Below are 21,797 nucleotides of genomic sequence, written 5' to 3' on the forward strand. Positions count from 1 at the left end.
AAGAATAAAAGGAGATTGATTAAAAAATATGCCTAAGGTCTTTAGTGCCGGCAAAATTATGCCGGTTATGTTTACAGTGATGATGGTAATATCTCTGTTTTTGGAACCGTTGACATATATGAACGTCAATGCACAAAATGCAGCAGAAATTATCCATGGAGATGATACGGGAAGCGTAATGAATTATGGAGAATCTCAGGAATACGAAGATTCTATCATTTCGAAAAACGCTACATATACCGGAACACCCGGAGAGTACTTTATCGATTTGAGAGTTGAAGGAAAAGAAAGAGAAGTCGATGAATCTACCGATATTGTTATTGTTTATGATAACTCTAACAGTATGTCAACGAATAATAGAGTAACAATAGCGCGTAATGCGACTACTCAGTTTATCGATGAAATGATAGAGAACAATGAACAAGTACAAATAGCGACAGTTATTTACGGTACCCACGTCATGGACGGCAGACGAAACATAGCAAGAAATGCAGGGAATACTGAAAACCTCTCTCAAAAAACATTGACAAGAGATGCTGAAGCATTAAAAAGATCACTGCCGACAAGTATTCCATCTAATAGAGGCAGGGGCGATGATGGAGGCACATTCACTCAGGAAGGAATCGAAGTTGCTGCTTCTATTTTAAATGGCAGTACCGCTCAAAATAAAATAATTGTCACTATAACGGATGGGATTCCGACTGTTAGTAAAAATTCTTCTAATACAGTTATAGGTAACGGGACAAGTTTTACAGCAGGATATACTAACCATGGTGTTGGTACTTTGCGCGCAGCTAATGCTATACAAGCAAGTGGAATAGATATGCATTCTATAGGTATTGAAATTACAGCTGGAAGTAATGCAACAGAAACTCAGGCTCACAATGTCATGAGCGGCTTGGCATCTAATCCAGGTCAATATTATCAAGCGGATAGAGTGTCAGAAATTGTAGATATACTTAGCGGGTTAGCAACAGGACTAACAGGAACCATTTCCAGTGGATCTATTGTTGACCCAATGGGAGAGATGGTTAATTTAAATATTCACTCTAATGGTTTTGTTTCAGCAAGTAATGAAAATTTAACAGACGGCAGCTACTACATAAGCGGTACGCCGCAGACTGCTGTTGATGCTGCAGGTGTCAGTTTGAGCGGTGATACACTGAATGTTAATAACCTGAATCTGGGTGCAAATCAGTATATAAATATCCGGTATAAAGTAAATCTGGATACTGATAACCCTGCTTTTAGCGCTGATGAATATTATGCTACGAATGGACAAACGACGTTTTTAGCGACACCTGAAGATTCAGTATACCGCGATTTTGAAGTTCCAACTATTAAAGGGGCAGATTTTGAACTTGGGGGAACAAAAGTATGGAATGACTCGGGCGGAGAAATGAATCGGCCAGAGACGTTAGAGATAGAATTACATCGAATGATTGACGGTGACGAAAACCGAACTCAGTATTTAGAAACGGTGGAAGTGTCACCAAACGAAAATGAGGAATGGAATTATATTTTCGAAGACTATCCAATGTATTCTTCTACTGGTGAATTATACGACTATTACATAAATGAAATTTCAGTAGATGGTTATACAGCAGAATACGATGAAGACTTGAACTTAGTTAATAATTTGGAATACGAACCGCAGATTTCTTTAGAGAAAACAAGTGATGTGGAAAGGATTTCTGAAGCGGGTGAAGCAGTCGTCTATACTTTTGAAATTACCAACACAGGTAATGTTATTCTCAGCGATATAGTACTGAACGATGAAAAACTTGGAGGAAATATTACTCTCGAAAACACTTCGCTTGAGCCGGGTGAAACAATAACTGTTACTGAGGAATACACAGTGACTCAAGCAGATATAGACAATGCGGCTTTAGAAAACACCGCAACAGTCACAGGCATCGACCCAGAGGATACCGGCGTGGAAGATGCAGACAGTAATACGATTCCAGCAACGCAGCTCGCTTCTATTGATTTAGTAAAGGAAGCTGATCGCGATGAATTAGTTGCCGGTGAAAATGTGAATTATACTTTTACTGCAACAAATGACGGTAATGTCACTTTATCTAATATATCAATTAGCGATGTCTTAGAAGGCTTGAGTGATATTACTTATACAGCAATTAACGGTGAGGAGATTACTGATCCAGAAAATATTAAGTTAATGCCGGGAGATGTGCTTACTGCTGATGCATTTTATCAGATTACACAGGCAGATTTGAATGCCGGTGAAGTTGAAAACACTGCAACAGTTACAGGAACAGATCCAAGTGAAGAACCTGTAACAGACACTGATACGGAATATATTGTCGGTGAACAAAAGCCTGGCATTCAAATCACGAAAACATCAGATGTTGAAGAGTTTACTGCCGTTGGCGAAGAAATTACGTATACATTTGAAGTCGAGAATACCGGCAACGTAACATTAGAAGATGTCATTGTTACTGATCCAATGTTTAAAGAAGGTATTTCATTAGAGACAACCACGCTCAATCCTAATGAAAGCACAACAGGAACAGCCGTATATCAAGTGACCCAAAATGATTTGGACAATGGAACTATTTTAAATACAGCTTCAGTTACGGGAACGCCGCCTGGAGAAGGAACACCTCCGACAGATAATACTGAAATTATTATTCCAGCAAGTCAGAATCCTTCAATCGAGCTCGTAAAATCTGCAGATTCAAATGAAGAACTGACAGCAGGTAATGAAGTGACCTATACATTTACAGCGACAAATAACGGAAACGTCACATTAAATAATGTTATTGTGACAGATATGCTTGAAGGCTTGAGTGATATACGGTATTTAGCAATTAATGGAGAGACAGCAGAGGATTTAGAAAATATTAGTCTGTCACCAGATGATGTATTAACTGCTGAAGCAGTTTATACAGTCACACAGCAAGATGTAGATAACGGTACGATAACAAATACTGCAACAGTAAACGGACAGGATACTAACAGCAATGAAGTGACTGATAATGATGAAGAAGTCATAGAGCTGAATCAAAACACAGATATTGAAATTGTGAAATCAGCAGCTGTTGAGACATTTAGTGAAGTAAATCAGCAGATTGAATATACTTTTGAAGTAACAAACACAGGTAATGTTACTTTGAATAACATTACTGTGGAAGATGAAATGTTCTCAGAAGGTGTTACTATCACACCATCTTCACTTGAACCAGGACAGACTGCAACAGGTACAGCTGTACGAACTGTATCTCAGGAAGATTTAGATAATGGTTCAATCTATAATTCAGCAACAGCGACAGGTACACCGCCTGGAGATATTACACCTCCGTCTGCTGAAGATAATGTAACAATTACTGCTGAACAAGAACCTTCTATAGTTATAGAAAAAATTGCAGACCGCTTAGATTTAATAGCGGGAGAAGATGTTAATTATCAATTCATTGTGACGAATGATGGAAACGTCACATTAAATAATGTTGCAATCTCAGATGTAATGGAAGGATTAAGCGATATTACCTATGTAACGGTCAATGACAATGTTGTTGAAGACCCAGAAAATATCACTTTAAATCCGAATGACGTTTTAACTGCATCTGCGAATTATAATATTACGCAGACAGACGTTAACACCGGAGCTATTAATAACACAGCGAATGTTACAGGTACACCGCCAGCAGGCGATCCGGTAACAAGCGAAGATGATGAAACAGTAACAGGTGAACGTCAACCAGCAATTGAAATTAACAAAACGATAGATGCAGATAGTTACAGTACAGCAGGACAAACAGTAGAATATACATTCGAAGTTATAAATACCGGGAATGTGACACTGCAAAATATAGTCGTTACTGATCCAATGTTCGAAGAAAGTATTGAACTTGAAGAAACAACATTGCAGCCGGGCCAATCAGCAACAGGCACTATGGTTTATGAAATTACCCAGGATGATGTAAATAATGGGTCACTTTCAAACGCTGCAACTGTCACAGGAACTCCGCCTGATAACCTGGAACCGCCGACAGATGATGATGAAGTAACAATTGAAGCGGGACAAAATCCTTCAATCAGTTTAATTAAAGAATCTGATAGAAATGATTTAGTTGCCGGTGAAGATATTAATTACAAGTTCACTGCAACAAACGATGGTAATGTTACATTAACAAACGTAAATATTACCGATATATTTGAAGGGTTAAGTGATATTTCTTATGTCACTATAAATGATGAAGAAATTGCAGACGAAGAAAATATTACTTTAAATCCTAACGATACATTAGTCGCGTATGCAGACTATACAATTAAGCAGAGTGATGTGGATTCAGGACAGCTGACAAATGAAGCAACAGTCAGTGGTACACCGCCAACTGGTGCAGATGTTACAAGTACAGATTATGTAGCGGTTCCGCAAGATCCAGAACCGGGCTTGTCACTCAGCAAAACATCATCGACAGAATCATTTAATGCTGTCGGCGATGAAATCGTTTATAACTTTGAAATCATCAATGAAGGTAACGTCACGGTCAGCGGTCTAACACTGATTGATGAAATGTTCCCAGATGGTGTTGAAGTCGAACCGACGACACTTGCACCGGGAGAAACTGCAACAGGTACCGCAACTCATACCGTAACGCAGGAAGACCTGGATACTGGAGAAGTTCTTAACGCAGCATCAGTTACGGGCACACCGCCGGACGGTGAAACAGAAGTGCCGCCGGGTGAAGACGAAGTGACTGTTCCCGGAGAACAAACTCCTTCTATTAATCTGGTTAAAGAATCTGACAGAGACGACTTAGTCGCTGGTGAAGATATTAATTACATCTTTACTGCAACGAACGATGGTAACGTTACACTGCAAAATGTAACACTTACGGACGTATTGGAAGGTATCAGTGAAATAAGTTATGTTTCAATTGATGGAGAAGAAATCGAAGATACTGAGAATATAACTTTATTACCTGGTCAGGAATTAATCGCCAATGCGAGCTATGAAATTACGCAAAGTGACGTAGACTCTGGGCAGTTGACCAACGAAGCAACAATTACTGGTACACCGTCAAACGGTGACGATGTCACAAGCACAGATTCCGTAGCGGTTCCGCAAGATCCGGAACCAGGATTGTCACTCAATAAAACATCATCAACAGAGTCATTTAATACTGTCGGTGATGAAATCGTTTATAACTTTGAAATCAACAACGAAGGTAATGTCACAGTCAGCGGTTTAACACTGATTGATGAAATGTTCCCAGATGGTATTGAAGTTGAACCGACGACAATCGGACCAAACGAAACAGCGACAGGTACCGCAACTTATACCGTGACACAAGAAGATGTGGATGCTGGAGAAGTTCTTAACGCAGCATCAGTCACAGGCACGCCGCCGGACGGTGAAACAGAAGTGCCGCCGGGTGAAGACGAAGTGACTGTGCCGGGAGAACAAACTCCATCCATTAACCTAATTAAAGAATCTAACAGAGATGATTTAGTTGCCGGCGAAGATATTAATTACACATTTACAGCAACAAACGATGGTAATGTCACACTGGAAAATGTCATCCTTACAGATGTATTGGAAGGATTAAGTGAAATAAGTTATGTATCAATCGATGGAGAAGAAATCGAAGATACTGGAAATATAACTTTATTACCTGGACAGGAATTAATAGCGAACGCCAGTTACGAAATTACTCAGGCAGACATAAATAACCAGTCGGTTATCAACACTGCAACAGTTACAGGGACACCGCCAACTGGTGAAGAAGTTACAGGAGAAGATTCAGTCACTGTTTCAGGTAAAGGCAATAAATCATTAATATTCGAGAAAGCATCAACGACGGAATCATTTACTGAAGTTGGAGATATTATCGAATATGCCTTTACTGTGACGAATAGTGGAGATATTACACTTGAAAATGTAACAGTTACAGATGAAATGTTTTCACAGGGAATCGAACTTGATCAGACAACGTTAGAACCGGGTGAGACTGCAACCGGTACCGCAGAATATACAGTTACTCAGGAAGACATTGATAACGGTTCGGTATTAAACGCAGCAACTGCAACAGGTACACCTCCTGGTACTGATGAACCTATTGAACCAGTACCAGATGAAGTTACAGTGCCTCACGTTCCAGCAGAACCGGCTGACGCATCAGTTCAATTAGAGAAATCGAGCGATGTTGCTTCGGTAAATGAAGCCGGTTACACAATTAATTACACATTTGTAATTACAAATACTGGTGATGTTGAATTCAATCATTTAATCCTGTATGATGCAATGCTCGGCGGATTGATTGAATTGGAAGTTACTGAGTTAGCACCTAACGAATCTACTCAAGTAACCGTGCCTTATGAAGTAACAATGACAGACATTATAAGTGGAAACATCTATAATGAAGCAGATGTTAGAGCATACACTCCTGATAACCAAAGAAAAGTTGATCAGTCAGAAAATAATGTCAGCACCCCAGGACAATCTGTTCCCCAAGGTGAAGCAACTAAAACTGTCAATGGATACGATAAATATGAAGTAAGTTCCAATGATGAAATCTTTACATTTGAAATGAAGACTGTACTTGACGCAGTAAATGATGTTACAACATTTACGATTAGTGATAAAGTTGATAATCGACTTAATATCAGCAATGTGGATGTTACGATTGCTGAGAGTGCAGCAACAGACTCAAATGAAGTTGCAGAACTTGAAGAGAACAAGTTAAATCTTGAAACACAGCTTGAATCGTTAAGAGCTGAACTTGAAAAACTTGAAGCAATAGAAGAAGAACAGCAAACTCAGGAACTTGAAGAAGATGAAAATTCAGATTCTGAAGAAGAGCCGCAAACTGAGGAAAATAAAGAAGCGGAAACTTCGAACACTGAAGAAGAAAACATTTCAAGTGGCACTCAGTCGGAATCAGAACAGAGTGATTCTGTTGAAGAACCTGCCAATGAAGAAATAGAAAATCAGCAGGAAGCAGCAGCAGTTACAGAAGAAATTACTGAAGAATCAGTTGAAGAAGGGACATCTTCACCAGAAGAAAGTCCTGAAGCTGAAAGTTTAGAAAGTGAATCAGCTGAAGAGGTTGAAACTGAAGAATCAGTGAAAGCCGAAGAAACAGTTGTTAATCCTCAAGTGATAGAAGAACTAGAATCTGATATTGCTGAGTTAGAAACTCAACTTGAAGAAATTGAACAGCAGTTAGATGAAGTCGAACAAGTTGATATTCCAGCAGGCAGTATTTTAGAGTTTGGTAATTTAAGTACAAACGGTAACAATATCACATTCACTATTACTGATGAGAAAGTTCTTGAAGCATTAGAAGGCTATGAAATAACAATGGCAATAGATTCATCATTTGCTTCTATTGATGAAGATGCTGAAAAGAACGGTGTTAGAAATCAGGCAACTTTCAATATCGGTGATAAAACACTTAATACTAATACAGTTGTTGTCGCACCGCATGTAGAAACAAAAGTTCCTGAAAGACCGGAAGAACCTGAGGAGAAACCGGAACAACCAGAAGGTCCATCAGAACCTGAGGAGAAACCGGAACAACCAGAAGGTCCATCAGAACCTGAGGAGAAACCGGAACAACCGGAAGGTCCATCAGAACCTGAAGAGAAACCGGAACAATTGGAAGATCCATCAGAACCTGAGGAGAGACCGGATCAACCGGTAGGTCCATCAGAATCTGAAGAACAACCAGTTAAACCGGAAGGTTCAACGGATTCTGGAAACAAATCGGAAGAACTGGAAGAAACAAATACAACATCAACAGATAAACAATTAGAAGATGATGCAACATTACCTGATACAGGAGAAACACAAAACAATCTTCTGTATGTTGGAAGCATTCTCGCATTACTCGCGGGTGTAGCACTGCTTTTCGTTACCCGGAAAAAGAAAAACGAAGACCACTAAAATTTTTAAGGAACTAAGCTGAGAAATCAGCTTGGTTCCTTTCTTCTTTTAAGTATTAAAATAGTATATTCAATAAAAAGGCGGCCCGAGTATTTTCGGACTGCCTGTAAATATATATCTTATTTTAGAAAATCTTCTGTTGATGTGGTTTCTGCATACATACCGTTTAAAGATACAATGAATGAGTAGTGAACCTGTTCTGCCGGCACATCATGCCGATAACAATTACTTTTGTGACACCATTGTCTCTTAATTTAATTTCAAGATAAGTCTTAAGGAAGCTGTTCGGGAAGTTTTTAACAATCACTGTTTTGACTTCTTTTGGTAGTACTGATTCATGAATATCAGCACCTTCTGATTCAGGCAGGAAAACGCCTAAAGAAGGATCTGCAGAGATGTGCTGAATAATTAAGTGAAAATCAAATCCTGTTAAAAAATGATATACATTTGTAAGAGATTTGTTAAATCAAAACGGATATTTTTATCTAAGCACTAATCCGTTGTATAATATAGGTGACTACAGTGAATGGAGAGATTTAATGATAGATATTCATAATCACTTATTAATCAACGTAGACGACGGTCCGAAGTCTGAGGAAGAAACTCTGGATTTACTCAATCAGGCCGTGGGCGAAGGTATTACAGATATTATATGTACGCCGCATCATCACAGCGGTACGTATAATACACCTGCTGATATTGTAAAAGAAAAGCTTTCTGAAGTACAAAATATTATCGATAAACACCAGCTGCCAGTTAAAGTGCATCCGGGCCAGGAAATCCGAATCAACGATGATTTGATTAAGGAGCTCCGAACGGGAGAAGCTTTGACACTGGCCGGCAGCAAATATATTCTTATCGAGTTTTCTTTTACAGAATTGCGCGAAGATGTAGATGAAGTCTTCACGGCACTCCGGGAGCTCGGTCTTACTCCAATTATTGCCCACCCCGAACGCTGCCGTCCGCTCGTTAAAAATGAGCAAATTTTAGCGCGCTTAATCAAAGAGGGGGCGCTGGCTCAAGTTACTGCAGCTTCCGTATGCGGAGAATTCGGCAGCGACCTGCAGGAAAACTCACTGGAGCTGATACAAAAAGGCCTGATTCATATTGTGGCAAGTGATGCGCACCATGCAGAATACAGGCCGTTTATGTCCAAAGAGGCATTTGAAATTATTGAAAACGAACTCGGTGAGTCCTATGTTGAAAAGATGAAACAGACGGCAGCAGATGTACTGCATAATCAATAGTAATTATTCCCGCTCTTTTTTACTTTGTTTCACTTTAAAATAGTCGCCGCCCTTTTTTTTAGAATCATCGGTTCCCCAGTCAGTTAGATTTTTCGTATCGACGAGCTTAGGGATATGTTTCGAACAGTGGATGTAAGCTTCATGCACTGTCGTCACAACCCAGCGTTCTGTCCGGTTTTCGTGCTGCTTTAATAGGGTCGTCCTGGTGTCTTCATCCGGAATAATTGTATGTAGTTCATCGTTTTCAATAATTTCAGCAGCACCGTTAACGTGCAGGCCGATCCGGTCTTCAAAGAAATCGATAAACAAAAGGCCGATATGCGGATTCTCGGTAATATTTCCAAGCGATGCCATGACGCCGTTGCCGCGGTATTCGGGGTACATGAGACGTTTATCGTCTATAATATAAACGAAACCCGGTTCACCAGCTTTAAAGGTCGAATCACAGTTGCCGCCGGCATCGCTTGTCGACATGAACAAAAACTGCTGGGCTTTCACAAACTCCTGCATTTCCGTATTTAAATAGTCAATCATTTGGTTGTTGTAAAAAGCATCCGCACGGCGTTCTGTGCCGTGCATTTTCTGTAAATTACGTTCACCCTGTGACATAATATCACTCCTTAATACGCTCAATTTTAACATTTTTAAAGTTATAAAATACGGGTATAGTTTACAAAGAGGTGAAGGAAATGAAACAAATTATTACGATTCATTATATCGGCGGGTCAACGATGGAAGTGAATAAGACTGAAGCAGTAAATGAATTACTCGGCTTAATCGACGGTACCTTTGAAGATAATCAGTTTGTGAAACTTCCGAATCGGAGCGGCGGAGAAGTTTATGTTAATTTAAGTCTGGTAACTTCTTTAGAAGTGCGGAGTATATAAAAAAGTAAAAAGGCCTGGAATCTTGATTTTAAGATTTCCAAGCCTTTTTTTGTGCTGAAGTAGATGAAGGACGGTTTCTCGAGTGTTAATGCAGGCTCTGTCCCTCTAGGATTTGTATGACGGGATTTCATGTGGCTCCGTCCCTCTAGGATTTGCATGACAGGATTTCATGTGTATCCGGACTCTTCAGGGTTTGCATGACAGGGTCTCATGTGTATCCGGATCCTTTAGGGTTTGCATGACAGGATTTCATGTGTATCCGGATCCTTTAGGGTTTGCATAACAGGATCTCATGTGTATCCGGATCTTTTAGGGTTTGCATGACAGGATCTCATGTGTATTCGGATCCTTTAGGGTTTGTATGACAGGATTTCATGTGTATCTGGATCCTTTAGGGTTTCAATGACAGAATCTCATGTGTATCCGGCTTTATTTTGCAGTCAATAACAAGCCATTTCTGTCATTTTTCTGCTAAAAGTCTACAAAAATTGACAGACATCATCCTCACTCATCAGAAACTGACATCAAATTCTCCATAATAGTGAGCATGTTAGCTCTGGTTGGAACGTTTTCGACACAAATAACTCGCGAGTGAGGGTTATCCTCAATCGGGAAATTGCTGATGATAAGGTCGTAACTATTACTGCTAAGCGCTTCCTTAATCACTTTAAGGTCGGTTCCAATCGTAATTTCAAGCTGTTCGGAAAACTCAAAATCGATGACGGATCTCATCATCGTGGCGTGTTTTATATCATTACTGCTGACAAGCAGTACAGAAGCTTTCTTCTGCTGGGCTTTCAGAGAAACAAATAAATCATCCCAGTGTGTCATAAAGGTATAAATCATATGGTTGAGCAAGATTTTATCGTTTCTTTCATAAATATCGACAATATAATCAGTCATATAATGATACATATCATTATAAAAATCAGGATAAAGTTCTTTGGCAGCCTGTACGAATTTTCTCTTTTTATCATTTAAAATGAAGTTCGTATACAGCTCGCTTCTGCCTAAAAATAAAGTGTTATGCACACCCATAATCATGTCGTCACGGTTGGGGATTGGCAATTCATATTTTTTAGACAGTGCATTTATCATCTCCAGCAACCTGAAATATGAATGGGTAATAACCGGGCTTTGGTTTGCTTTTCTGATAAAATCCTCATTGGTAAAAGGCACGTTTGCCTGTAAAAATACTGCGAATGTTTCAGACAATGTTTCTTCGGTAATTTTAATATCTAACGCATCTTCAAGCGCGGTCAAATCAAATGTCCGAGCGGCCTCATCTATAATTTCATACTTTCCGGTTTCAACATCTTCGTTTAAGAAATAATTGTTTTTATAGCGCAAGAGCCCAATTATTCCTACATATTTTACATACCTTAAGAAGGAGAAATCAACGTCGATTCCAATCAGATCAATAAGAGACTCGACTAAATCATCCATCAGTTTTTCGCTGACGATATCTTCAAACGGCCAGTCAAAAATACTATATTTTTCAGAGAAAAATGTGACGTAAAAGGCACGAATATCCTCTTCATTACCCGACACTCTGCACGGGTTTGTCTTCAATTCCACAGTAAAGTTTTCTTTTAAAACATCTTCGATTTTTCGGAACTGCCGGTAAATAGTCGATGTACTGACATACATAGATTCTGCCAGCTCTTCCAAATGCAGTGTTTCATTAAAAAACATTTCTTCCAGTAATTTATAGGAGAAATTGTGATTAATCAAATACTGGGTGACAGACTCAACTCCGGTATTCTGATGAAATTCCATTTTCACTTTATCCTGCAGCAGTGTAATGGTAAGAATATCAGACAAATTATCCATCTCAGCGATATCCTCTTTTAAATTTCGGACCGAAGTTTGGAGCTCGGCCGCCAGATCTTCAATGGGCATATAATCATTTTTTTGATAAAGCAGCTCAATCATATATAATTTTCTATTTTCAATTTTTGATAATAATCGTCTCATAATCTTGCCTCCAAATGCATTATAGAATGTGCATCCAGTAATGACAAAAAAAACCGGCTATCTCAAGCCGGTTTTTAAAATTATAGTGAATTGTTATCGTAAAAGTCTGTCATTGCTTTTAGTCCAGCGGCAGGGTCGATATTGTCTCCGCCGTGTGACTGTAAAAACACACCGAATGTAGTAATGAAGTTCAGCAGATTCTGTTTTTCAGCAACGTATCCCATACTTCCGATGCGCCAGATTTTACCTGCCACAGCACCAAAAGTACCGGCAATTTCAATACCGAAGCGGGACAGCAGTTCTGCTCTGAATTCCGCATCGTTAATACCTTCCGGTATTTTAACGCAGACAACCATTTGCATTTCATGTTCTTCATCACCGAACAGCTCAAGACCGAGTGCTTTGACTCCTTCTTTCATCGCTTCGTGGTGATAGCTATGACGGCGGGCTCGTGCTTCTACTCCTTCAGCTATTGCGAGTTTCAAGCCTTCATACAGCCCGTATACGTTTACCGTTGCCTCTGTATGGTGGTTTAAGCGGCGTTCGCCCCAGTAGTCCTGCAGCTGGGTTAAATCCAGATAGTTGCTCGTAATGAAATGGGATGTCGATTTGTCATTCTCTGTACGTATTCCTTTTTCCACGCGTTTCCGCTTATTGATCTCATCGCTGAAACGTTCATTAAAGGTAATCGGAGTAATTCCCGATGGCACCGACAGACATTTCTGTGCACCGCCGATTACAGCGTCGAGTGCCCATTCATCAACCGGGATATCCTGTCCCATATAAGTCGCTACTGCATCAACTACAGTAAAGACGCCGCGTTCTTTTGCTGCATGACCAATTTTCTCAATCGGCTGCAGGCGGCCGGAGGAGGTTTCTCCGTGAATAACTGCCAGTACTTTAGGTTTTACTTCATCCATTTTTTCAATAATATCATCCTCAGGGATTACTTCTCCCATCGGCGCTTCGATTGTGTGAACGACACCGCCGGCACGTTCAACAAGTTCAGTCACCAGGTAGCCGAAACGTCCGATGATCGGAACCAGCACCTTGTCGCCCGGTTCAACGATACTGGCAATTACAGCCTCGATGCCGGCACGGCTCGTACCGTCTATTGGAAATGACCATTTATTTTCAGTTTTAAATGATTTCCGGATTAGTTCCATAGTTTCATTCATTATGCCCGTGAATTCCGGATCGAATTGTCCAAGAATGGAATTGCTCATAGCCTGGGATACTCTCGGATCCACCGCAACGGGTCCAGGTGTCATGATTAGTCTTTTGTTTATTTGTAAACTTGCCATTATGCGCATCATCCTTCGTCTTTTTATTTTTTTGTACTGTTAATAATATAATTATTAACGCAATTATACAAATATTTTTATAAAACTTATTTTTACACCGGATTTTTTGTGATGTTTTGCACAATAACGATAAAAATTTTATCTACTATAGATAAAGTAATATCGGGAGCGGTGCTGTAAAATATAAAGTGATCATAATATAAAACTATTATAAAGGAGACTAACCATGGAAAACAAAAAACTTTCCAACAGCTACTGGATAAAAATCGTCATTGTTTTTACGCTCGGATGGATTGCAATTTATGCAACACGCACAATTTTAAATCCGATTATGACCAATATTCAGTCTGAATTTGCCATTAACGCAACCCAGCTCGGCCTTCTGAGCAGTCTGTTCTTCTTAGGATATACTGTCACACAGATTCCTTCAGGCTATCTCGGAGATAAATTCGGAAGGAAGAAAATGATTATCCCTGCCTTTATCGGCTTTGGTGTTCTTGCAATTATTTCAGGACAGATGGTTACATTCTATATGTTCCTGATGATGTGGTTCCTGACTGGTACTTTCCAGGGTGTATTCTACGGACCGCAGTACGGATTATCATCTGAAGCGATTCCGCAAAAACGCCTGACACTCGGCAGTGCCATTATTAACAGTGGTATGGCTATCGGTATGTCAGCCGGGTACTGGATTTCAAGTATTACAGTTCAGGAAATGGACATGTCATGGCGCACACCGTTCTGGATTATGGGTGTTATCGTAATTGTTATCGGTATTATTATGTGGATTATGGTGAAGGAGCACCCGCCGGGTTATCAGGCAACAACGAGCGAAAGCGGTGCGCCAGCGAAACTGAAAGTATCGGAACTGTTCAAAAACAGAAACCTTATACTGGCTTTTATCACTATATTCTGTTCAATCTATGGTTTCTTCGTAATTCTGACCTGGCTGCCGTACTACCTTGAAACAGCACGCGGCATCAGCGGCTCAAGCGTTGCTTTCGTGTCATCATTAGTACCATGGGCATCAATTCCTGGTATGCTGTTCTTCGGCTGGCTGTCAGACAAATTAGGCAAACAGCGTCCAGTACTATTGGTAATGGTTCCGCTAGCTTTCCTATCGACAATATCTATCGTACTCTTCGATCAGATGTGGGTACTCTATGTATCACTCATCGTTTACGGTATCGTTGGTAAGTTAAGTACAAACCCTGTACTGATTGCCGTTGTTGCCAATAACGCGCCGCGTGTCGGTCTTGCAACATCCTTCGGTATTTATAACTTTATCGGAATGTCGGCATCAATTTTAGCACCGTACATTACCGGTTTCATTACAGACGTTACAGGAAACTTAGATATGGGCTTCTACCTTGCAGGCGGCCTGCTTGTAGTCGGTATTATTGCGGTATTCCTGCTGGATGAATCAGGTTATAAAAGAGTAGAGCATGTAGAGAAAGTAAATTAATATTATTTAGTAAGGTACTCCCCGGAGCTGGTATGAGCTTCGGGGAGTTTTTATATAAGGAGATGAATTATTCGCTCAATTCTTACTATAAGCGCTTACATTATTCTATTAATAAGATAAAGTTATCAGTTAACATTAAATTTATATAGATTTATCTGAATATTTATGATAAATTCATATCATGTTTATTTTAGGGGGGATTTTTGTGAGCGATTCCAAGGATAGAGGAGTTGTCCAAAAAAGTTATGATAACCTTTGGAGTGAATCCAAAAGGACAAAGTCATTACTCAAGTTTTTTAGTACTAAAGATTTAAGGAATGCAGCTACCGGTGCGCCTTCGCCTGAAGAGCACAGGAAAGCATATAGTAAAGCTCAATTAATCGGTTTGATTTTAGGGCCGCTGCTTTTTGTTTTGGCTCTGCTGTTTTTAAAATCCGATTCGCTGGACAGCTCGGGTATTTTCGTTGTCGCCGCAGCACTGTGGATAGCAACATGGTGGGTGACGGAGGCGATTCCGATTCCTGCCACATCACTGCTGCCTCTGTTTCTCTTCCCGATGGGCGGAGTAATGTCCAATCAGGAAACAGCAAGTTTTTACGGAGATGACATAGTATTCTTATTCTTAGGCGGTTTCTTACTCGCCGTAGCAATGGAAAAATGGAATTTACATACCCGTATTGCCCTGTCTATTATTAAAGCTATAGGTACGACAACAGCAACAATTTTACTTGGTTTTATGGTCTCTACTGCCTTGCTTTCAATGTTCGTATCCAATACAGCAGCAGTAATGATTATGATTCCAATCGGTCTTGCAATTATTAAAGAAGCACATTCGTTATCAACGCCGGAACTCGGAGGCGATGTTAAATTATTTGAGAAAGCACTCGTCCTCGGTATCGGTTATGCAGGAACAATCGGCGGACTCGGTACTTTAATCGGAACGCCGCCGCTGATTATACTGGCAGGCCAGATGAGACAGATTTTTGATGTTGAATTAAACTTTGCCCAGTGGATGCTCGTCGGTATACCGGTAGTCATTGTAATGCTTGCGATTGCCTGGGCATATATGAATTACTTCTCGTTTAAGCACGGTATGAAAGAACTGCCGGGCGGACGTAAAATTATCACAGATGAACTGGAAAAGCTTGGCAAAATGACAAGAGAAGAAGTATGGGTGCTGATAATATTCATCCTGGCAGCAGCCCTATGGATTATGCGCGGTTTCTTCTTCGATCAGTTCGCGTTTACAGAAATGCTCGGCGACGGTTCCATTGCGATGTTCGCTGCTGTTCTTCTGTTCCTGATTCCATCGAAGAAACAAAACGGGCGTGTTCTCGACTGGGGTGTCGCAAAAGACTTGCCTTGGGGCGTTCTGCTTCTGTTCGGGGGCGGGCTGGCTTTAGCTGGATCTATAGTTGCCACAGGCGTAGATGCCTGGATTGGTGAAATGCTCGCAGGTGTAGGCGGCATGCCGCTGATTCTGATGATTGCTATCGTGGCAATTTTAATACTGTTCTTAACAGAGTTCACATCAAATACAGCAACAGCAACGATGATTTTACCTGTACTTGCAGGACTTGCGATTGCTCTTGATGTTCATCCGCTTGCTTTAATGATTCCGGCAGCAATGGCTGCAAACTGTGCTTTCATGCTGCCTGTCGGAACACCGCCGAATGCGATTGTCTTTGGAACAAATAAGGTAAGTATCGCAGAAATGGTTAAAACAGGGGTCTGGCTGAATGTCATTGCTTCAGTTATCATTATCGTTGTGGTTTATCTGTGGGTGCCGGTCGTTTACGGTATCGACCTGCATGTATTCCCGTTCTAACAGTTTAATAAATAAAATAAATGAGTCCCCTGCAAAAAGGCTGGGGACTCATTTTCGGCAGTGAGCTAATATAAAATTCAAGACAAAAAAGCAGCGAAGATATCTATTAAATAGATGACTTCGCTGCTTTTATAAATATTTTTAAGCGTGTGATTCTTTTCCGCTTCTAAGGTAGATTACAAAGAAGAAGAATACTGCTGCGGCAATCAGTAAGATTGAACCGATATAGAAAGCAAGTACTTGTGAACCGGTTACGTCACCGATATAACCTGTCAGCCAAGGTGCCACGACTGATGATGCCATACCGAAGAAGTTGAACAAGCCAAGAGCTTTGGCTGTTTTTTGTTCCGGAACAGAATCTGAGACGTACGTGATTAACACAGGGTCGATTGCAAGTTTACCCATTAGTCCGTAAAGGATCAGTGCGATGTAAAGAATCCATGGTGAAGGTGAGTAAACTGTAAGTCCGATCATAACTGCTGCAACGAGAAGGAGCATAAGAATATATTTCAAACGGTCCTGCTGTCTTCTGTCGATCAGACGTGCGAAAATCAGTGCACCCGGAATACCTGCAACAGCAACTAAAGCTGATACATAACCTACATCCGATTGTGCGAATCCTTTTTCAGCTACGAGGAATGATGGTAACCAGGTTACAATCATGTAGTAACCGTAACATACTGCGAAATACGTGAAGTATATTGTAATGTGTTTGCCTGAGAATAATGAAACATCATCCGCTGAATCTGTAACGATATCCGCTGAAGTGGCATCAGCGTTTTCTTTGTTTTCAACTTCAGGTGATTTTTTATCGCTCTTGATATTTATATAGAATACGAATGTCACACCTAAGATGATTAATGCTGTACCGTAAAGCATCCAGTTCCACTCAACGTTTAAACCGCCGACGAGGACTGAAGAACCTATAAGACCAATAACCATACCGACTGCAGAACCACTGTTAATGATTGCGTTGGCAAAAGTTTTCTTGTCTTTTGGCACGTGTTTAGCTGATAAACTGTATGCTGATCCGTAGTAACTACCTGTAGCAATACCCGAGATTAAAGACCCGATGTATACTTGTGGCAGTGAACCTGCTGTACCGAGTACAACAGCACCGATCGCAAAACCGATAAATGCTGGAATTAAGACTGCTTTCTGACCAAATTTATCAACCAGTACGCCCGCGGGAATTTGCATTCCTGTATAAGCAAAGAAATATACAGAAGCAATTAGACCGATTTCTGCGTTAGATACATCGCCTAAAGAGCTCTGAATCTGAGGGTAAATCGGCGTTAAAATCGTTCTGTAAATCCAGATTGCGACCCAACCAAGTACTAAAGCAACTATTATTTTTTTATAGTACTGGGAGCCGTTCTTTTCTAATTCATTCATTAAGTACGCCTCCTATAATTTTTAACTACCCATATTATACGCTTTAAAACACAAACACTCATTGTTCACATTGAACAATGAGTGCTGCTGTAATTATTGATTCCCTACAATTAATTAATTATTCTGGATGTGCTTAGAAATGAATAAGGCAAGGCGGATATTGAGAGAATGCACAGGATCAGTTACATTTACCCTGAGCATTTCTTCGCACTTATTAATGCGGTATTTGACAGTATTTCTATGCACGAAAATTTCATTGGATGTTTTCGTAATATCACACTGATTATCCATATAAATCTGCAGGGTTTTCTTTAATTCTTTATCTTTTGTATTCGACGGAAAAGCAAGTTCGCCGAGAGTGCTGAGCACAAACGGGCGGACTTTATCCTGCGGCAGGAGCTGCAGCAGTTCTTCAAAATTCCGCGGACGATAAATTTCGAGAAACTCGCGCTTTCCTTCATCTTTGCAGAGATCAAAAGTTTCCAGCGCTTCGACGAAAGAAGAGTGAATTTGAGTGAAATCCGATACTTCATTGCCTATGCCGAAAGACAGTGACTCTTTAAAGAACTTCTTGTATTCCTGCTGCAGATGGCGGCAGTAGGCTTCGTAATATTCATGCTTGTCCTGCAGCAGAATAGCGAATTTATTTGAATCGCCAAAACCGAAAATACTGATGTTCGGGTCGAGGGTAACGAGAACGCTTTGCAGCCATTCGAAGGTCAGCTGGTAGCGTTCATTGACATACTCCGAATTCTCAATATCGCTGCCCGGATCAATTCCGCAAATAATCACTTTATAGTACGAAGAATCTTTCAAATGATAACGTTCGAAAAACTCCGGGTTGCTCTCGAGACTGATAGGCGAGCCTTCAGTTGTATTAATCAGCGAGCTGAAAAGCAGATTGACATCTTCCTGCTCCGTCGCGCGTATTCTAGAGTCTTTATAAATCGCGAACGACAGCGAGTTAATCGCCTGTTCTATGGCGAGATGGCTGAAAGGATAACTAATAGTTTCGAGATTCGATACGATTAAATAATAAGGGAAATAGCTGAAAGCCGGAACTTCGAATACTGCAATCCTGCTGTTGAAATCGACATTTACGCTGTCTTTATCAGGCAGATACACGTTGTTGAAATACCTCAGGTTTTCCTTCAGCAGCTTCTGATCATTTTTAAAATCGTTGCTCGTTACCTCCACTTTATAAAACGGATTAATCAGCACAAGGGGCAGACGTAAAAACTGGCTCAGCTGATTCAGCATGCGTTCGACGCTGAATTCTTTAATCAGCATGGAATTCATTCGCTGCTGCACTTCCAGCGCGTAATATAATTTTTCCGTTTCATCTTTTGAAATATAAGTGGAAATGCTGTGAGTCGCCTGACCGAGCTTCCAGTTTTCAGGAATTTCTATCAGCGGGAAGCCGAGCTTGTCGGCGTGTTCAATCACTTCTTTGTCAATCGTGTGAATGAAACGCGATAATTTAATGCCGAGTGCCGCAACAGGTACACTGTCAAGCTCACTGATAAAGTTAATGAGCGACCGCTGGTTGTCCTTAAAATTCATGGCCGTCGTTAAAAGGAGAGTATCTTGGGATGTATAATCTTTCACATCCGGTGTTTCCGTAATATCGACACTGGTCACTTCGCGGGACAGGTCCGCACTTTTATTTATTAATTTGAAATTGCTGAAACGTTCCAAGGATAAAATCTCTTTAATAGATACCAATTAGTCATCACCTAAAATGCCGAATATAAGAATTTGTACAAAATGCACAAATTTAATATTCAGACGTAATATTTTAACTATATTTATTTCTTCACATAATAGTACACTAATAATAATTAAAACGTAAATATAATTAACCGGCTGTGCGTTTTACAGGCTGCACTAAGGGTAAAGTATACGGACAGCTGAGTAATACTTTTGCGTTTTACGTTTTTACAGAAATGGTCAGGAGGAATATAAATGGCTTTTGATTTAGTTATAAAAAACGGACTGGTTATTTTACCGGGTGGAGAAAAGAATGTGGATATCGGTGTGAAAGACGGCAAGATTGCTGCTATCGGTACAGATATTGATGCAGGCGAAGCCCGCGTTACAGATGCAGAAGGTTTAATTGTATCACCGGGTATGATCGATGCTCACGTACATATCAGTGAACCGGGCGGCAGTATCCGCGATCACTGGGAAGGGTACGATACAGGTACACGCGCATCAGCAAAAGGCGGAGTGACGTCATTTATCGAAATGCCTTTAAACCAAATTCCGGCAACAGTTGACGAAGAGTCGATTAACAAGAAATTTGCAGCCGGTGAAGATAAATTATCTGTGGATGTTTACAGCTACGGCGGCTTAGTGCCGTTTAATCTTGAAGGCGGCATTCAGGAACTTGATGAAAACGGCGTTGTTGCTTATAAAGCATTCGTTGCAACAGCAGGCGACCGCGCAATTGAAGGCGATTTTATGAACGTCGATGATTACTCTTTATATGAAGGAATGCGTCAAATTGCAAAAACAGGTAAAATTCTGTCGATTCACGCTGAGAACGGACCAATCACAGATAAACTCGGCCAGCTTGCCCAGGAGCGCGGTGAAAAATCTCTAGCAGCTTATGTGGACTCACGCCCTGTATTTACTGAAATTGAACCGATTCAAAAAATCATTTTATTCGCGCGTGAAACAGGATGCCGTGTGCATATCGTGCACGTAGCATGTGCTGAAGGTGTTGATTTAATCAATGAAGCGGCAAACGACGGTGTGGATATTACATGCGAAACATGTACTCACTACTTATACTTCTATAAAGAAGAACTCGATGATATCGGACCGGTAGTGAAATGCTCGCCGCCCATCCGTGAAAAATCACGTCTTGAAGGAATGTGGGAACGCGTATTTGACGGCAAAGTGATGTTCGTTACAAGTGACCACTCACCATGTACACCAGATCTTAAAGACACTGACGATGCATTTAAAGCGTGGGGCGGAATCTCAGGAATCCAGAACAACGTGGATATGCTGTTTGATGAAGCAGTCCAAAAACGCGGCATGTCACTCGTTCAGTTCTCTGACATTATTGCAACGAACGTTGCTGCACGCTTTGAACTTGAAGGAAAAGGCCGTATCGAAGTGGGATACGATGCTGACTTCGTGCTGATAAAAGGCGATTCACCATACACAGTAGAAAAAGAAGAATTAGAATACCGCAATAAAATCAGTCCTTACATCGGACGCGAAATCGGCGCTCAGGTTGCCGGTACAATTTTACGCGGTGAAGAAATCTATTCACTTGAGAATGGCGTAAGCAACGTTAAAATCGGTAAATTTTATAAATAAATTAAAGGAAGCACCGCGCAATTTTTGATTGCGGGGTGCTTTTTTGGTGGGGTGAGGGAGTTTGGTGGGGGGGGTGGATGCCTGTGTAAGTTTGACGTGGTAAGTTAAAGCGCGTTGGATGCCCATGTGGAATTGACGTGGTAAGTTAAAGCGCGTTGGATTCCCATGTGGAATTGACGTGGTAAGTTAAAGGGGTTTGGATTCCCATGTGAGTTTGACAAGGTAAGTTAAAGGGGTTTGGATTCCCATGTGAGTTTGACAAGGTAATTTAAAGCGGTTTGGATCTCCATGTGAGTTTGACATGGTAACTTAACGTGCTTTGGATGCCCATGTGGAATTAACATGGTAATTTAAAGCGGTTTGGATCTCCATGTGAGTTTGACATGGTAAACCAATGCGAAAAGAAAGACAACTTGCTGCGTGTACTTTGTGAAATCAACAACGTT

At 40.6% G+C, this 21,797-nt stretch carries 12 protein-coding genes; 6 read left to right on the top strand and 6 right to left on the bottom strand.

Going from position 1 to position 21,797, the window contains the following annotated elements:
• Positions 1 to 28 precede the first annotated feature (28 nt).
• Complete coding sequence (locus tag IR135_RS02470) at positions 29 to 7,915, top strand: Cna B-type domain-containing protein (protein ID WP_135096439.1); 7,887 nt, start codon at positions 29 to 31, stop codon at positions 7,913 to 7,915.
• Between the two features lie 166 nt (positions 7,916 to 8,081).
• Here IR135_RS02470 and IR135_RS02475 read toward each other — a convergent pair whose 3' ends face one another.
• On the bottom strand, positions 8,082 to 8,324 hold the full coding sequence (locus tag IR135_RS02475; protein WP_318272272.1) for an isochorismatase family protein: 243 nt from the start codon (positions 8,322 to 8,324) through the stop codon (positions 8,082 to 8,084).
• Between the two features lie 130 nt (positions 8,325 to 8,454).
• On the opposite strand from IR135_RS02475, the gene IR135_RS02480 reads away from it, so the two are divergent.
• A complete protein-coding gene (locus tag IR135_RS02480; protein ID WP_135096441.1) occupies positions 8,455 to 9,162 on the top strand; it encodes a tyrosine-protein phosphatase in 708 nt (235 codons plus the stop codon).
• Between the two features lie 3 nt (positions 9,163 to 9,165).
• On the opposite strand, the gene IR135_RS02485 is transcribed toward IR135_RS02480, so the two are convergent.
• On the bottom strand, positions 9,166 to 9,771 hold the full coding sequence (locus tag IR135_RS02485; RefSeq protein WP_135096442.1) for a pyridoxamine 5'-phosphate oxidase family protein: 606 nt from the start codon (positions 9,769 to 9,771) through the stop codon (positions 9,166 to 9,168).
• 80 nt (positions 9,772 to 9,851) lie between these two features.
• On the opposite strand from IR135_RS02485, the gene IR135_RS02490 reads away from it, so the two are divergent.
• Positions 9,852 to 10,049: a hypothetical protein gene (locus tag IR135_RS02490; protein WP_115884581.1), complete on the top strand. Its 198-nt coding sequence runs from the start codon at positions 9,852 to 9,854 to the stop codon at positions 10,047 to 10,049.
• Between the two features lie 504 nt (positions 10,050 to 10,553).
• Here the strand turns inward: IR135_RS02490 and IR135_RS02495 are convergent.
• Together IR135_RS02495 and IR135_RS02500 are read right to left on the bottom strand one after the other, a co-directional pair.
• Complete coding sequence (locus IR135_RS02495; protein ID WP_135096444.1) at positions 10,554 to 12,026, bottom strand: M protein trans-acting positive regulator PRD domain-containing protein; 1,473 nt, start codon at positions 12,024 to 12,026, stop codon at positions 10,554 to 10,556.
• A gap of 80 nt (positions 12,027 to 12,106) precedes the next feature.
• Positions 12,107 to 13,330: a pyridoxal-phosphate-dependent aminotransferase family protein gene (locus tag IR135_RS02500; RefSeq protein WP_135096446.1), complete on the bottom strand. Its 1,224-nt coding sequence runs from the start codon at positions 13,328 to 13,330 to the stop codon at positions 12,107 to 12,109.
• Between the two features lie 226 nt (positions 13,331 to 13,556).
• On the opposite strand from IR135_RS02500, the gene IR135_RS02505 reads away from it, so the two are divergent.
• A complete protein-coding gene (locus tag IR135_RS02505; protein WP_135096447.1) occupies positions 13,557 to 14,795 on the top strand; it encodes an MFS transporter in 1,239 nt (412 codons plus the stop codon).
• Positions 14,796 to 15,000: 205 nt separating this feature from the next.
• Positions 15,001 to 16,623 carry an SLC13 family permease gene (locus tag IR135_RS02510; RefSeq protein ID WP_318272240.1) on the top strand — a complete coding sequence of 541 codons (1,623 nt, stop codon included), beginning with the start codon at positions 15,001 to 15,003 and terminating at the stop codon, positions 16,621 to 16,623.
• A gap of 141 nt (positions 16,624 to 16,764) precedes the next feature.
• Here the strand turns inward: IR135_RS02510 and IR135_RS02515 are convergent, their stop codons facing one another.
• Together IR135_RS02515 and IR135_RS02520 are read right to left on the bottom strand one after the other, a co-directional pair.
• Positions 16,765 to 18,018 carry an MFS transporter gene (locus IR135_RS02515; protein ID WP_135096449.1) on the bottom strand — a complete coding sequence of 418 codons (1,254 nt, stop codon included), beginning with the start codon at positions 18,016 to 18,018 and terminating at the stop codon, positions 16,765 to 16,767.
• Between the two features lie 114 nt (positions 18,019 to 18,132).
• Positions 18,133 to 19,743, bottom strand: coding sequence for a PucR family transcriptional regulator (locus IR135_RS02520; RefSeq protein WP_135096450.1), 1,611 nt, complete (start codon positions 19,741 to 19,743; stop codon positions 18,133 to 18,135).
• Between the two features lie 240 nt (positions 19,744 to 19,983).
• Here IR135_RS02520 and allB point away from each other — a divergent pair, with 240 nt between their 5' ends.
• Complete coding sequence (gene allB, locus IR135_RS02525; RefSeq protein WP_135096451.1) at positions 19,984 to 21,351, top strand: allantoinase AllB; 1,368 nt, start codon at positions 19,984 to 19,986, stop codon at positions 21,349 to 21,351.
• Positions 21,352 to 21,797: the final 446 nt, after the last annotated feature.

Origin of the sequence: Jeotgalicoccus nanhaiensis (genome assembly GCF_015235105.1) — a bacterium.
GTDB classification, from domain to species: domain Bacteria; phylum Bacillota; class Bacilli; order Staphylococcales; family Salinicoccaceae; genus Jeotgalicoccus; species Jeotgalicoccus nanhaiensis.